We start from the raw sequence: 13,593 nt of genomic DNA, 5'->3' as shown, positions 1-13,593 counted from the left end.
GCAGGAACGGGAACTCATCACTGATCCCACCCTCCCGGTAATGCAGATCCGTGTGGCACACCCCGCAGGCCTGCACCTTCACCACGGCCTCGCCGGGCCCGGGGTCGGGGACGACGATCGTCTCCACCCGTACCGGTTCGCCCTTGCCCGGTGCGATCACGCCGCGTACTTGCTGCGCCATGGTGATGAGCCCTTTCGTCGTGAACGCCGAGTGCTCCGGCGCTCGTCTCGGTCACCGGGTCCACATCATCACAAGTGCGCTGGCCTGCTCAACTGTCGGTTTCCGCCCAGCGGGAATGTTCTGCATCACTGTTCGAGATACCCGCGGGGGTACTCCACCGACGGCGAGCGACACTCCGGGGTGCGGCACTGGCTGCCCGCAGCCACGCCGGTCGGCCGGCACCATCACCTCAGGCCAGCGACAGGAAGAGCTTCTCCAGACGGGCCCGCATCTGCTCCGGGTCCTCGCCGTCCCTGAGCCCCCGCTCCCCGTCGGCCAGGCACTGCTGAAGACCCGTGGCGATGATCGCGAAGCCCGCGCGGTCCAAGGCGCGTGAGGCGGCGGCGAGTTGGGGCACGACCTCCTCGCAGTCGCGCCCCTCCTCGATCATCTTGATCACTCCGGAGATCTGCCCCTGTGCCCGCCGCAACCGGTTGAGCACAGCCTTCAGCTCCGCACCCGCGAGATCGAGTTCCACGAAAACTCCTCCATTAATACCCCTAGGGGTATGGTACGCCCTTCGGGGCACTCATCGAGAACAAAGGATGGCACCCGGTATGGCGACACCCGTGACACCGCGTCCCGGGTGACGAGCCACGCTTGAACATTCATTCGATTACGGGCGTACCCTGCACGTATGTCCATGAACTTGCAGGGTTCGCTCTTCGACCAGACCGACGAGGTCCGGCTGGGACCGCTGCGGGAGCTGCGCAGGACCCCGCTGGTCGACGGGGCGTGGATCGACCTGCTGCCGGGCTGGCTGCACGGGTCGGACGCGCTGTTCGCACGGCTCGCCACGGAGGTGCCCTGGCGGGCCGAGCGACGCCAGATGTACGAGCGGGAGGTGGACGTCCCGCGTCTGCTCGCCTTCTACGGCGAGGACGACGCACTCCCCGATCCGGTCCTGACCGAGGCCCGGGACGCGCTGTCCGCGCACTACGCGGACGAGCTGGGCGAGCCGTTCAGCACGGCCGGCCTGTGCTACTACCGCGACGGCCGCGACAGCGTGGCCTGGCACGGCGACCGGACCGGCCGCGGCGCGCAGGAGGACACCATGGTCGCGATCCTCTCCCTGGGCACCCCCCGCGATCTGGCGCTGCGCCCGCGGCGCGGCGGCGAGACGCTGCGCCGCCCCCTCGGGCACGGCGACCTGCTCGTGATGGGCGGCTCCTGCCAGCGCACCTGGGAGCACGCGGTCCCCAAGTCGAAGAAGGCCGTCGGCCCCCGCATCAGCGTCCAGTTCCGCCCGCACGGGGTGCACTGAGCCCTGCGGCGGGGGGCAAGCGGCGGGGAGCCAGTCGGCCCGCGCCCCCGGTTCACGGTACTGCGGGCCCGGTGATGAGCCGCCCCTCGGCGTCGTACGGCCAGACGTTCGGGACACAACCGTTCATGCCCTTGATCTGCTGCATCATCGCGGGGGCAGGCTTTCCGCGGCCGGGGCAGCCCACATGGCCCCGCCCGAGGAAGTGGCCGACCTCGTGGTTGATGATCAGCGCCCGATAGGACGGGACGTCCTTGGCGTAGACGGGCGTGGCCAGCTCCCAGCGTTTGAGGTTGACCATGACGTTCTTGTCGACGTTGCAGTTGACCTCGCCCCGGGTCTTCAGTCCGAACCGGCCACAGATCTTGTCCACGGTGCCGGGTGTGGCGAGCTTGACGACGAAGTCGGTGCTGCCGCCGGAGACCCGCTGGAACGCCGAGCGGCCGCTCGCCGTCCAGCCGCGCGGGTCGGCGAGGACGCGCTCGACCTCCTCCGCCACGTCCGGCGCGGACAGAGCGAGACCCTTTTCGATGTCCACCCGGTAGCGCAGCGTCTTGCCCCTGCCCACCTTGGCGCTGCCACCCGGCGCCGTGGAGAACGTGCCCGGTCCGGTCGCGGGGATGGCGACTCGGGAACGGCTGGGCGAGGAACCGGACGGGGAGCCTGGCGAGGAACCGGCTGAGGAGCCGGGCGAGGCGGTGCCGGAGGCCGAGGGGCTGGGGCTGCTCGGGCTGAGGGACGGCTCTGGGGTGGGCTCGGCCCGGGCGGTGGGCAGGGCCTGTTCGGTGGAGCCGGCCTCGGCCGGTAACTCCTGGGAAGCGGGCGGCGACCACTCGACGGCCGCGGCCCCGGCGACCCCGAGCACGGTCACCGCGGCCAGGCCTCCCCACAGGGCACCTTTCCCGCCCCGCCCCGGAGCGGACGCGGAACGGCCCCGTCGGCGACGGCTGTCGGAAGACGTTGCCTTGCGCTGGGAAGGCGTTGTTTTGTGCGCGGTCATGCTTGTTCGAACGTGATTCGGGCGTGATCGGATCGAAACATTGGATAACGAAACTATAACGAATGATCTTTGCTATACGATCGGGGCGCCGCCCACGAGCTCCCCGACGCAGATGAGTGAGACGACCGTGTTCGAGTACGAGAAGGACGGGGCGGCCATCTACCGCCAGTCGTTCGCCACCATCCGCGCCGAGGCCGACCTCACCGGGCTGCCCGCCGACGTCGCCCGGGTCGCCGTACGGATGATCCACGCCTGCGGGATCGTCGATCTGGTCCGCGACCTCGCCCACACCCCCGGCGTGGTCGCCCGGGCCCGGGAGGCCCTGCTCGCCGGAGCGCCCGTCCTGTGCGACGTGGCGATGGTCGCCAGCGGTGTGACCCGCCGCCGGCTGCCCGCCGGGAACGAGGTGATCTGCACGCTGTCGGACCCGGCAGTCCCGGCGCTGGCGGCGCAGCTGGGGACGACGCGCAGTGCCGCCGCGCTGGAGTTGTGGCGCGACCGTATGGAGGGTGCGGTCGTGGCCGTCGGCAACGCGCCCACCGCCCTCTTCCGCCTGCTGGAAATGATCGAGGAGGGCGCCCCCCGCCCGGCCGCCGTCATCGGCGTCCCGGTCGGCTTCGTCGGCGCCGCCGAGTCGAAGGACGCGCTCACCCGGCACCCTTCCGGGCTGGAGCACCTGGTCGTACGGGGCCGCCGAGGTGGCAGCGCGATCGCGGCGGCGGCGGTCAACGCGATCGCGAGCGAGGAGGAGTAGGGAGACTGGGGAGGTGTGGGGCTCCTGAAGGTCCCGCGGCGCACGTCCGGGCCGTCACCGGCTCGACGACAGCCTCCGCACCCACGCCACCGCCTCCCCCGGTCCCGCCGCCGCCTCCACCCCCGCCGGGAGCGCGGGTCGTCGCACGACCACGACCGGTAGTCCGGTCTCGCGGGCAGCCGTGAGTTTCGGGGCGGTCGCCGAACCGCCGCTGTCCTTGGTGACCAGCACGTCGATGCGGTTCTCGCGCAGCAGGGCCCGTTCCGCGTCCAGGGTGAACGGGCCGCGGTCCAGTACGGTCCGCATGCGCGCCGGATGCGGTGGCTCGGGCGGCTCGACGGAGCGGACCAGGAACCAGAGGTCCCTCAGTGCGGCGAACGCTGCGAGGTCCAGGCGGCCGGTGGTGAGGAAGACCCGGCGGCCGAGCCCCGGCAGGAGTTCGGCGGCCTCGGCCATCGACCCCGCCTCGTGCCAGTCGTCGCCCGGCCCCGGCGTCCAGCCCGGCCGGCGCAACGCCAGCAGGGGCACCCCCGCGGCGGCCGTGGCCCGTGCCGCGTTGGCGCTGATGGTGGCGGCGAAGGGGTGTGTCGCGTCGACCACCGCGGTCACCCCGTGCTCGGCCAGCCACCGGGCCAGCCCCGCCGCTCCCCCGAAACCGCCGATCCTCACCTCCCCTGGCACCGGCCGGGGCGCCGCCACCCGTCCGGCCAGGGAGTTCGTCACCTGCAGGCCCGGCAGCCCGGCGGCCAGCGCCTCGGCCAGCCGGCGGGCCTCGGCGGTGCCTCCCAGGATCAGCAGGTGCACGGGGCTTACCTCCGTCGTCGGTTGCCGGATGACCGATCGGGTGCGGGGCGTCCGATCGGGTACCGGACCACCATGGGTACGGATGACCGATCGGGTACCGGGTCACCGGTCGGACACCGGGCACCGGTCGGGTCTGCGAGATCACCGATCGGGTCTACCGGATCACCGATCCTAGGATCGCGGGCTCGCCGACGTCACCGCCGTCCCGGGCCCCAGTGCGATTCCTGCACCGCGGCCGTCGGCATGGACATCACCCGCCTCGGCAGTCGGCTCGCCCGTCTCGACGGGATCGGGCCGACGGGAAGCATGCGGCGGAGGAGGCCAATCCGCCGGGCGTACGGCAACGAATCAACCGGCAGAGGCGGCAGCACGGCGACCGCCCCGGAGGAACCGAGGAGGACCGAGGTGAGCCGTCACCAGGCACTCACGCTGGACGAGGGGCTCGGCGGGAAGGACGGGGGGTCCGGCGAGAAGGCGGACCGTACGGGCGCGGTCGTCCTCTTCCTGCACGGCGGCCGGGAGGACGGCGACGCCAGGCCGACGCGCTGGAACCTCCCGGGGCTTCGCATGCTGCCCTTCGCCCGCGCGGTGCGGGCCGCGACCGCCGGCCAGGGCATAGCCACCGCTCACGTCCGCTACCGGCACCGGGGCTGGAACGGGACACGGGCCGACGCGGTGGCCGACGCCCAGGACGCGCTGGAAGAGATCGAGCGGCGCTTCGGCCCGGTGCCCGTGGTGCTGGTCGGCCACTCCATGGGCGGTCGGGCGGCGCTGCGGCTCGGCGGCCACGCGACCGTGCGGTCGGTGGTGGCCCTCGCCCCGTGGTGCCCGCCGGGGGAACCGGTGAACCAGCTGACCGGTACGCCCACGGTGATCCTGCACTCCGACCGCGACCGGACGACCGAACCGCTGTCCTCCCACGACTTCGCCGTACGTGCCAGGGCGGCCGGCACACCGGTGTGCCGCATGGAGATCGCGGGCAGCGACCACGCCATGCTGCGCCGGGCCACGGTCTGGCACACGACGACCGCCCGGCTGGTCGCCGGTTTCCTCGGCGTCAGACTGCTGCCGCCGAGCGTGTCCACGGCCCTGTCGCTGCGCGAGGGCGAACCCAGCGGGCTGGACCTCGCCGTGACGCCGTAGCGGTATCTCGCCGGCGACGTGACCGTGAGCGCGTCCGCCTTGGCGGAGGGCAACCGCATCGCCCTCACGGATGTCCGCGCCGTGCGGGGCGAGCTGCTTGCTTCGCTGACGGCGCTGCTGAACAAGCCCCTGGAAGACCTCGTCCCGCTGGAGAACGTTTCCGAGGGGGCTGCGCCTGCGGTCCGTCATCACCGCACGTGACGGATCGAGGCCGACTCCACCGGCCGCTCGGTCACCTTCCGGCAGGGCTCGGCCTCCACCGCGTAGGGGCGGTGGGTCAGGCGGGGTCGGGAAGGGGGCGCCGGGCGACTTCATGGGCGTCGTCCGATGGCACGCCCAGCATGCGCAGGACCATCTCGGCCAGGTTCACCGCGGCCTCGTCGCCGTCCAGGTCGGGGCGGGCGAACCTAAGCTCCACCAGGGACAGCAGGGTTCCGCCCAGTGCGGACAGGGCGACCGCCGGGTCCGCGGCGTTGAAGCGGCCGGAGGCCATGCCGACCTCGAGGTCACGGAGTGCCCGCCGGGTCAGGCCGTTGTCCGAGTGGATGTGGCCAAGGCCGCGACGGCGCAGGACCTGCATCAACTCCGGGTGGGAATCGGCCATCCGGGCGCTGAGCCGAAAGCCCGCCGCGACGAGCTCCGCCGGATCGTCGATCTCCGCCAGGCGCTCGTCGAATTTCCGGCCGAACTCCTCCAGGGCATCCACCACCGCCGCCTCGAACAGTTCGGTCTTCGACTCGAAGTGGTTGTAGAAGGAGCCGAAGCCGACGTCGGCGCGCTCGGCGATCGCCTGGATGCTGGCGCCGGTGTCCCCGGTCTCGGCGAGTATCTGCCGGGCGGCGTGCATGAGCGCGCGACGGGTCTCGGCACGACGCCGCTCGAACCGGTTGCTGGGCAGGGCTGACGCAGGCATGCGCAGAGTCTACCCGCCGGGACGATGACGCCCGCAGTTCTGATGAATCCATCACTTCCTGTCGCGAGCACCTTGACGACGCGAATATCAAACTTGATGATTTCCTCATTATGGCGATGCTGCTCGGAGGGCACCATGTCTGAAACCCGCGTCCACGGGCCTTACCTCAAGACGCCCCACCAGGACCTGCACAGCGAACACGGCGCCCTACGCGGCGAGCATCCCGACCGTTCCCGCAATCCCGTGATCAAGGTGGCGGACCTGGCCTGGCTGGAGTTCGAGAAGCCGAACCTGGACCGGGCCGAGGTCTTCGCCCGGGACTTCGGCTTCCAGATCGCCGCACGCACCGAGAGCGAGCTGTGGCTGCGCGGCACCTTCGCCGGCACGCCATGCACGGTGATCCGGCGCGGTCGTACGTCCCGTTTCATCGGCCCGGCATTCCGCGCGGCCGAGCGGGCCGATCTGGACCGGCTGGCGCGAGCCACCGGCTCCGACGTGCGGGACGCCGACGTGCCCGGCGGCGGCAGCACGGTCCATCTGCTGGACCCCTCGGGTTTCCCGGTGCGGGTGGTGCACTGCGGCGAGCAGTTGCCGGCGCTGCCCGAGCAGCGTCCGCTGCTGCTCAACTTCGGCACGGACCACCGCCGTACGAACGCCACGCAGCGCCCGCCGCGCGAGCCGTCCCGGATCCAGCGGCTGGGGCATGTGGTGCTGGAGACGAGGGTGTTCGCCCGGGCGCTGGACTGGTACCTGGACACCCTCGGCATGATCGTGTCCGACTTCCTGTTCCTGGACGGGCAACGCGACCGCGGCCCGGTCATGGCGTTCATCCGCTGCGACCTCGGCAGCGTGCCGGCCGACCATCACACGCTGGCGATGCACTTGGGGCCGGGGACGGGTTATGTCCACTCCGCCTACCAGGTCACCGACCTGGACTCGATCGCCGCCGGCGGAGAGTACCTCAAGGAGCGTGGCTACCAGCGCAGTTGGGGCATCGGCCGGCACATTCAGGGCAGCCAGCTCTTCGACTACTGGCGCGACCCCGACCACTTCATGCTGGAGCACTTCGCCGACGGCGATCTCTTCTCCTGCGACGTCGAGCCCGGCTGGGCCCCCATGTCGACCAGCGGGCTGGCCCAGTGGGGTCCGCCCGCCACCCGCGACTTCCTCGGCACGAGCCCCTCCCCACAGCGGGTCCGCGATGTCATCCAGGCCCTGCGCGGTGACAACGAGATCGACCGGGGGCGCCTGCTGGGCCTGCTCAAGGCCGCCATGTCCTGAACCCCCAACCCCCTCACAAAGGCACTGACATGAGTACGAACGTCCTGCGCACCACCGATGGATGGTGGGTCGTCCGCGGCGACCGGGCCGTCCCCGTCGACACCAAGGCCGCCACCACCGCCGAACTGATCGCCGACCGTGACGCCGTACGAGAGGCGGGACTCTCGGCCGACACGGGCACGCCCTTTGCCGACCTGGTCGCCCTCTCACCGATCACCACCCCCTGCCGGGTGGTCGCCCAGATGGTCAACTACCGCAGCCACGCCCGCGACTCGGGCTTCACCGGCGACATCCCGCCCGCCTTCTTCCGCAAGGCGTCCGGCTCGGTCAGCGGCCCCGGCGACGCCGTCGTCCGGCCCTCCCACGTCAAGTTCCTCGACTACGAGATCGAACTCGGGCTCGTCATGGGCGCGCCCCTGCCCGTCGGCACCGTCGTCGAGGAGCGGGACCTGCCGTCGTACGTCGCCGGGCTCGTGATCACCAACGACATCAGCGCTCGTGACATCCAGCTGACCAAGACCCAGTTCTACGAGAGCAAGTCCTACCCCACCTTCACGCCGACCGGCCCCTACCTCGCGCTGCTTGAGCCGGAGGACTTCGCCCATCTCCTCAACCTGCGGCTGGAGTTGTCCGTCAACGGCGAACTGCGCCAGGACCGCACGCTCGCCGACATGATCGTCCGCCCGACGCAGGCCCTGACTCTGCTGGCCCGCTTCCAGACCCTCGACCCCGGCGACCTGTTGCTCACCGGCACGCCCGGCGGCACGGCCCTCAAGGCCCCGCCCAAGCCGGTCGAGAAGATCGGCGCGCTGCTGCCGCCCGCCGTGAAGTGGAAGGCGTTCTTCAAGTCCCAGGCGAAGAACCCGCACTACCTGCACGCCGGTGACCTGATCACCGCGACGATCGCGACCCCGGACGGGCGGATCGACCTCGGCGAGCAGCGAACCCCCGTCACGGACGCGCAACCAAACCCCGAAGTGAGCCGCACATGACCGTCGAACGCACCGGGGCAGACGTACCCGTGGTGATCATCGGCGCCGGGCCGGTGGGCGTGACCGCCGCCCTCCTCCTCGCCCGGCGCGGAGTCCACACCATCGTCCTGGAACGTCACCGGGACGTCTACCCGCTCCCGCGCGCCGTCGCCACCGACGACGAGGTCCGCAGGATCCTCCTGGCCGCGGGCGTGGCGGAGGAGTTCGCCGCGATCGCCCGCCCGGCCAACGGGCTACGGCTGCTGGACGCCCGGCACCGGGTGATGGCCGAGTTCCGCCGCAGCGAGCACGGCCACCACGGCTACCCGCAGACCAGCATGTTCGACCAGCCCGAGCTCGAGCGACTGCTGCGCGACGCCCTCGCCCGGCACCCGGAGTGCGAACTACGCGGTGGGGTGGAGGTCGTCGGCGTCAAGCAGGACGGCGACGGTCCGGTCCGGGTGACCTACCGCGACGACGAGGGCGAACACCTGCTGCGGGCCGACGCGGTCCTCGGCTGTGACGGCGCCAACAGCCTCACCCGCGACGCCATCGGCGCCGTATGGGAGGATCTGCGCTTCGAAGAATCCTGGACCGTCATCGATGTCCGCACGAAGGCCGACGTCCGCTGCTGGGAGGGCGTCGACCAGGTCTGCGACCCGCACCGCCCGGCGACCTTCATGCGCGTCGGCGAGGACCGCTACCGCTGGGAGTTCCGGCTCGGGGACGCCGAGGAACCGGTCCGCGACCTGGTCGCGCCCTGGCTGCCGCCCTCCTACGACGGGGACTTCGAGATCGTCCGCGAGGCGCAGTACACCTTCCGGGCGCGTGTCGCCGACCGCTGGAGCAGCGGACGGGTCTTCCTCCTCGGTGACGCCGCCCACCTCACGCCTCCGTTCGTCGGGCAGGGGCTGTGTTCGGGTCTGCGAGACGCCTACAACCTGACCTGGAAGCTCGCCCGCGTCCTCGAACAGGGCGGTGACGAGCGGCTGCTGGACACCTACGAGAGCGAACGCAAGCCGCACGCCCGGCATGTGATCCGGCTCGCGGTCGCCATGGGCTGGGCCATGACCGGCGGCCAGGACGGCGCCGCCGCACTGCGCCGCAGGCTCCTGGCCGCGGCCTGCCGCATACCTGGCCTGACCGCGGCGGCCGGCCGCGACCTCAGCCCGCCCCTGACCGCCGGGCCCCTCGTCCGACGTGGCATCCGCAGGGGCCTGGTGGGCACCCACTGCCCGCAGCCGTGGATCACCGACGACGGACGGCGCACCCGCCTCGACGAGCTGCTCGGCGACGACTTCACCATCCTGACCGCCACCGTGCCCTGGCCCTCGCTGAACGCCCTCGCCCACGCGATCGGCGGCCGTGCGATCCCCGTGACCGGCATCGGTGACGACGGCACGCTCGCCGCCTGGCTGCGCGCGGGCCGGGCCGACGCCGTTCTGCTGCGCCCGGACCGCGTCGTCATGGACGTCATCCCGGCCGGGGGCCGCGACTTCACCGACACCGCCACCTGGGCGGCCCTCCTGCACACCACCATGCGCAGCCCCCACCCACCCCGACGGACCGTCGACATCCTGCTGAGGAGCGCCACACGATGACCGTGCCCGAGCCTTTCACGATGTCCGATCCGCAGGCCGTCGTGGACAGCCACATCGTGGACTTCGCCCGTCACGTCGGGATGGCCGGCGCCGACTACGCCGCTGTGCACAGCTGGTCGGTCACCGACCTGGAGGGCTTCTGGGGCGCGGTGTGGGAGTACTTCGACATCGACGCGGACACCCCGTACGAGCAGGTGCTGGCGGAGGAGAGGGTGCCGGGCGCCCGCTGGTTCACCGGAGCCACCCTCAACTACGCCCATCACGCCCTGCGCAACCTCGCCGACGGCGCCGTGGCGATCGTCGCCCTCGACGAGACCGGCTCCGGGTACGAGGTGACCGGAGGCCGCCTGCGCGCCCATATCGCCTCCGTCGCCGCCACTCTGCGCGACCTGGGCGTCGGCGCGGGGGACCGGGTCGTTGGCTACCTGCCCAACACCCCGCACGCGATCGTCGCGTTCCTCGCCGCCGCGAGCCTGGGCGCCGTGTGGTCGGTCTGCGGGCAGGACTACGCCCCCAAGGCCGCCGCCGACCTGATGGCGGAGATGATCAGTGCCGCGGAGAACGCCGCCGTGGTCGCGCCTGCGGACCAGCCGGCCTGGGCGGTGATCTGCGGGCTGAGGACGGGGAAGGCGTAGTAGACGATTCCCCAGCTGGTGATCTGGGTGGCGCACAGGGCGTGCAGCGCGGCGCGAGGCCGTGACCGGTCCCCCGTCCCGGTCACGGCCTCGCTGGTGTGGAGGTCGGTCATCGGCGGATCAGCAGCAGCCGCCCGCAGCGACCGGTTCCTTGGCGCCGGTGTCGGCGGAGGCCGGGTCTGCGCAGCAGGTGCTGCCCTGCTGCTTGGCCAGGGTGTCGGCGTCGGCCTTGACGACGTACACCTCCCAGGGCTCCTGGCCGGGCCCGTGGACCCAGACCTTGTCCTGCAGGGCGTAGCAGCATGTGGTGTCGTTTTCCACGTCCGTGGCCAGGCCCGCCTCGCTCAGGCGGGTGGTGGCGGCGTGGACCGCTTCGGTGCTGTCGACCTCGACGCCGAGGTGGTCCATGCGGGTTGCCTCGCCCGCGGTGCCTTCGATGAGGACGAGCTTGAGCGGGGGCTCGGTGATGGCGAAGTTGGCGTAGCCGTCGCGGAGTTTGTTCGGCTCGGTGTCGAACAGCTTGCTGTAGAAGGCGACGGACTCGTCGAGGTCGGGGACGCGCAGGGCGAGCTGTACGCGGGACATGGCGAACCTCCTTGTCAGGGGTGGGTGGTTCAGCAGCCGTCGGCGGCAGGGGCGCCGATGCGGATCTGCAGGGTGGCCGGGGCGCCGCAGCGGCCGCCCCCCTCGCTGCTCCGTGCCGCGTCGGGCTCGTCGAACAGGCCCGCGCCGCCGCACACGCCGGTCTCCGGGAGGGTGAGCTCGACGCGTTCGGCGGCCTCGCGGTCGCCGGCGAGCGCGGCGGTGATGGAGCGGACCTGCTCGAAGCCCGTCATGGCGAGGAACGTGGGCGCGCGGCCGTAGGACTTCATGCCGACCAGGTAGACGCCCTGCTCGGGGTGGGCGAGTTCGTTGACGCCGTGCGGATAGACGGTGCCGCAGGAGTGGACGTTCGGGTCGATGAGCGGAGCCAGTGCGGTGGGGGCCTGGAGGCGTTCGTCGAGGCCGAGGCGGAGTTCGGAGAGGAAGGACAGGTCGGGGCGGAAGCCGGTGAGAACGATGACCTCGTCGACCGGCTCGAGGCGGCGACCGTCCTCCGCCACGAGGACGAGTCGGCCGTCGGCGTCTCGCTCGACGGCCTGGGTGCGGAAGCCGGTGGCCGCGCTCGCGTGGCCGTCCTCCACGGCGGCCTTGGCGCGCAGTCCCAGTGCGCCGCGGGCGGGGAGCTGGTCGGCCTCTCCGCCGCCGTACGTGTTCTCGCCGATGCCGCGGCGCAGGATCCACACGGCGTGGGTCCCGTCCTCCTCCTCAGCCAGGTCGGCGAGGTGGGCGAGGGCGGTGAAGGCGGAGGCGCCGGAGCCGATCACGGCGGTGCGCCTGCCCGCGTACCGGGCGCGTACGACAGGGTCGTCCAGGTCGGGGACGCGGTAGGAGATGCGGTCGGCCGCGGTCTTCTCGCCCAGCGCGGGCAGGCCGTCGGCGCCCATCGGGCTGGGGGTGGACCAGGTACCGGAGGCGTCGATGACGGCGCGGGCGGTGATCCGCTCCTCCTGGCCGTCGGCGAGCTGGATGTGGACGGTGAAGGGCTGCTTGTCGCGGCCGGAGTCGACGATGCGGTCCCGGCCGGCGCGGGCGACTCCGGTGACCGTGGCGCCGTAGCGGACCTTGTCATCGAGGACGTCGGCGAGCGGCTGCAGGTACTCCTCGGCCCAGTCACTGCCGGTCGGGTAGGCGGCGCCGTCGGGGCGGACCCAGCCGGTCGGGGCGAGGAGCTTCTCGGCGGCCGGGTCGGTGACCTCGGCCCAGGGGGAGAACAGCCGCACGTGTGACCAGGCCCGCACAGCGGTGCCGGCTGACGGTCCGGCCTCCAGGACGAGCGGTTCGAGGCCCCGCTCGATGAGGTGGGCGGCGGCGGCCAGGCCGATCGGGCCGGCTCCGATGACCACGAGGGGCAGCTGGTCGGTGTTGGGCACGTTCTTGATGGACACGGCCACGAGATTCCCCTTTGCTTCGACATACGTCGATGACTTGCGTGGCCCAGCATTGCACCTGTATCGATGAGCGTCAACATAGACATCCATCAAATTGGCGAGCGGCTTGTGGAGCAGGTCGACGCCGCGGTGGTCGGGGGGTGGCCGGTCCGGGCCGGCCACCGCGCGTGCTCTTCGCGGGCAGGGGCTACAGCCGGCGGCACTGGAGGTGTCGGAGCGCGGGCGGCGGGGTCGTTGGCCGCATTACTACGACAGCCTCACCTTCTCGTCGGCCGGGCACAGCTCCCTCCCTCGGCTGCCGCTCGACGGCGGCCGGACCGCCACCCGCACCGCGACGAGGTGTACGCCACCGCGAAGGGATCTCGCTGCCGCACCCGGGGTCGGCGTACGTCGGCTTGGAATTGGCAGCGCAACCTGTCGTCGAACTCCCTGCGCGGGGCAGGGCGGGACGCCGCCCGGATCGCGCGGCGCATCGCCGCTCACCTCGCCCGCACATGAGACCGGTCTCACCCTCGCCCGCTTGGTTCGACATGTGTCAACATAGATGCATGTCGAACACGAAGGTGCTGCCGCTGCTGGAACCCGAGGTCCCCGAGGCCGTGGCGCCCTGCTGCCCACCGCTGACCGAACGCCCGTTCACCGCGGAGGAGGCCGAGACGGCCGCGCGGATGTTCAAGGCCCTGGGCGACCCGGTGCGGCTGCGGTTGTTCTCCGCGGTCGCCTCGCACGAGGGCGGCGAGGCGTGTGTGTGCGACATCTCCGACGTCGGCGTCTCCCAGCCGACCGTCTCCCACCACCTGAAGAAGCTCAAGGAGGCCGGTCTGCTCACCTCCGAGCGGCGCGGCACCTGGGTCTACTACCGGGTCGAACCGTCCGTGCTGGCTGCGATGGGCAAGCTGCTGACCATCGCGCCGGCCGTGGCCTGACACCGGTCAGGATCGGCACCCGCGAGCGCATCGGCCGCCACCACGGCCGCCGGCACGACGTCGTCCTCGTCGAACGCCGCAGCTTCGCCGGCA

The 13,593-nt window shown here is 71.8% G+C and carries 15 protein-coding genes and 2 pseudogenes; 9 read left to right on the top strand and 8 right to left on the bottom strand.

Annotated features, from left to right (window positions below; genetic code table 11):
* Both EF387_RS21870 and EF387_RS21865 read right to left on the bottom strand, forming a co-directional pair.
* A partial coding sequence (locus EF387_RS21870; protein ID WP_155589778.1) for an alcohol dehydrogenase catalytic domain-containing protein occupies positions 1 to 181 on the bottom strand: 181 nt, incomplete at its 3' end.
* 229 nt (positions 182 to 410) lie between these two features.
* Entirely contained in the window at positions 411 to 698 is a 288-nt protein-coding gene (locus tag EF387_RS21865; protein WP_128378271.1) for a metal-sensitive transcriptional regulator, read from the bottom strand.
* A gap of 159 nt (positions 699 to 857) precedes the next feature.
* On the opposite strand from EF387_RS21865, the gene EF387_RS21860 reads away from it, so the two are divergent.
* Positions 858 to 1,484, top strand: coding sequence for an alpha-ketoglutarate-dependent dioxygenase AlkB (locus EF387_RS21860; protein WP_128378270.1), 627 nt, complete (start codon positions 858 to 860; stop codon positions 1,482 to 1,484).
* A gap of 52 nt (positions 1,485 to 1,536) precedes the next feature.
* Here EF387_RS21860 and EF387_RS21855 read toward each other — a convergent pair whose 3' ends face one another.
* The gene (locus EF387_RS21855; RefSeq protein ID WP_162467181.1) at positions 1,537 to 2,352 is read right to left on the bottom strand and encodes a DUF3152 domain-containing protein; all 816 of its coding nucleotides are present in this window, start codon (positions 2,350 to 2,352) and stop codon (positions 1,537 to 1,539) included.
* Positions 2,353 to 2,593: 241 nt separating this feature from the next.
* Here EF387_RS21855 and EF387_RS21850 point away from each other — a divergent pair, with 241 nt between their 5' ends.
* Positions 2,594 to 3,235, top strand: a complete 642-nt coding sequence (locus tag EF387_RS21850; protein ID WP_128378268.1) for a precorrin-8X methylmutase — start codon at positions 2,594 to 2,596, stop codon at positions 3,233 to 3,235.
* 54 nt (positions 3,236 to 3,289) lie between these two features.
* Here EF387_RS21850 and EF387_RS21845 read toward each other — a convergent pair whose 3' ends face one another.
* Positions 3,290 to 4,039 (bottom strand): cobalt-precorrin-6A reductase, encoded by a 750-nt coding sequence (locus EF387_RS21845; RefSeq protein WP_128378267.1) that lies wholly within the window; start codon positions 4,037 to 4,039, stop codon positions 3,290 to 3,292.
* A 405-nt stretch (positions 4,040 to 4,444) separates the two neighbouring features.
* Here EF387_RS21845 and EF387_RS21840 point away from each other — a divergent pair, with 405 nt between their 5' ends.
* Positions 4,445 to 5,182: an alpha/beta hydrolase gene (locus EF387_RS21840; protein WP_238431623.1), complete on the top strand. Its 738-nt coding sequence runs from the start codon at positions 4,445 to 4,447 to the stop codon at positions 5,180 to 5,182.
* A gap of 18 nt (positions 5,183 to 5,200) precedes the next feature.
* The gene (locus EF387_RS46740) at positions 5,201 to 5,383 is read left to right on the top strand and encodes a hypothetical protein (protein ID WP_238431622.1); all 183 of its coding nucleotides are present in this window, start codon (positions 5,201 to 5,203) and stop codon (positions 5,381 to 5,383) included.
* A gap of 76 nt (positions 5,384 to 5,459) precedes the next feature.
* On the opposite strand, the gene EF387_RS21835 is transcribed toward EF387_RS46740, so the two are convergent.
* Positions 5,460 to 6,095 carry a TetR/AcrR family transcriptional regulator gene (locus tag EF387_RS21835; protein ID WP_202918334.1) on the bottom strand — a complete coding sequence of 212 codons (636 nt, stop codon included), beginning with the start codon at positions 6,093 to 6,095 and terminating at the stop codon, positions 5,460 to 5,462.
* 135 nt (positions 6,096 to 6,230) lie between these two features.
* Between EF387_RS21835 and EF387_RS21830 the strand changes: the two genes are divergently transcribed.
* The 4 genes and pseudogenes from EF387_RS21830 to EF387_RS21815 all read left to right on the top strand — a co-directional run.
* Complete coding sequence (locus tag EF387_RS21830; RefSeq protein ID WP_128378266.1) at positions 6,231 to 7,376, top strand: VOC family protein; 1,146 nt, start codon at positions 6,231 to 6,233, stop codon at positions 7,374 to 7,376.
* Positions 7,377 to 7,405: 29 nt separating this feature from the next.
* Positions 7,406 to 8,368 (top strand): fumarylacetoacetate hydrolase family protein, encoded by a 963-nt coding sequence (locus tag EF387_RS21825; RefSeq protein WP_128378265.1) that lies wholly within the window; start codon positions 7,406 to 7,408, stop codon positions 8,366 to 8,368.
* Positions 8,365 to 9,948, top strand: a complete 1,584-nt coding sequence (mhpA, locus tag EF387_RS21820; RefSeq protein ID WP_128378264.1) for a bifunctional 3-(3-hydroxy-phenyl)propionate/3-hydroxycinnamic acid hydroxylase MhpA — start codon at positions 8,365 to 8,367, stop codon at positions 9,946 to 9,948. The genes EF387_RS21825 and mhpA overlap by 4 nt, the downstream gene beginning before the upstream one ends.
* Positions 9,945 to 10,493, top strand: a pseudogene (locus EF387_RS21815) (acetyl-coenzyme A synthetase N-terminal domain-containing protein); the annotation flags it as partial. The gene mhpA and the pseudogene EF387_RS21815, both read left to right, overlap by 4 nt.
* On the opposite strand, the pseudogene EF387_RS48465 reads toward EF387_RS21815, so the two are convergent.
* From EF387_RS48465 to EF387_RS21800, 3 genes and pseudogenes are all read right to left on the bottom strand, one after another.
* Positions 10,481 to 10,696 (bottom strand): annotated as a pseudogene (locus EF387_RS48465) (MFS transporter); the annotation flags it as partial. The pseudogenes EF387_RS21815 and EF387_RS48465 sit on opposite strands and share 13 nt — an antisense overlap.
* Before the next feature lie 7 nt (positions 10,697 to 10,703).
* On the bottom strand, positions 10,704 to 11,168 hold the full coding sequence (locus tag EF387_RS21805) for an ArsI/CadI family heavy metal resistance metalloenzyme (protein ID WP_128378263.1): 465 nt from the start codon (positions 11,166 to 11,168) through the stop codon (positions 10,704 to 10,706).
* Between the two features lie 29 nt (positions 11,169 to 11,197).
* Positions 11,198 to 12,577 carry an FAD-dependent oxidoreductase gene (locus tag EF387_RS21800; protein ID WP_420802605.1) on the bottom strand — a complete coding sequence of 460 codons (1,380 nt, stop codon included), beginning with the start codon at positions 12,575 to 12,577 and terminating at the stop codon, positions 11,198 to 11,200.
* Between the two features lie 545 nt (positions 12,578 to 13,122).
* On the opposite strand from EF387_RS21800, the gene EF387_RS21790 reads away from it, so the two are divergent.
* Positions 13,123 to 13,500, top strand: a complete 378-nt coding sequence (locus EF387_RS21790; RefSeq protein WP_128378262.1) for an ArsR/SmtB family transcription factor — start codon at positions 13,123 to 13,125, stop codon at positions 13,498 to 13,500.
* The last annotated feature ends 93 nt before the right edge of the window (positions 13,501 to 13,593 follow it).

Origin of the sequence: Streptomyces cavernae, assembly GCF_004023625.1 — a bacterium.
Classification (GTDB): domain Bacteria; phylum Actinomycetota; class Actinomycetes; order Streptomycetales; family Streptomycetaceae; genus Streptomyces; species Streptomyces cavernae.
Note: the sequence above shows the minus strand (reverse complement) of the source record. Positions and strands in the feature narration are given on the sequence as shown.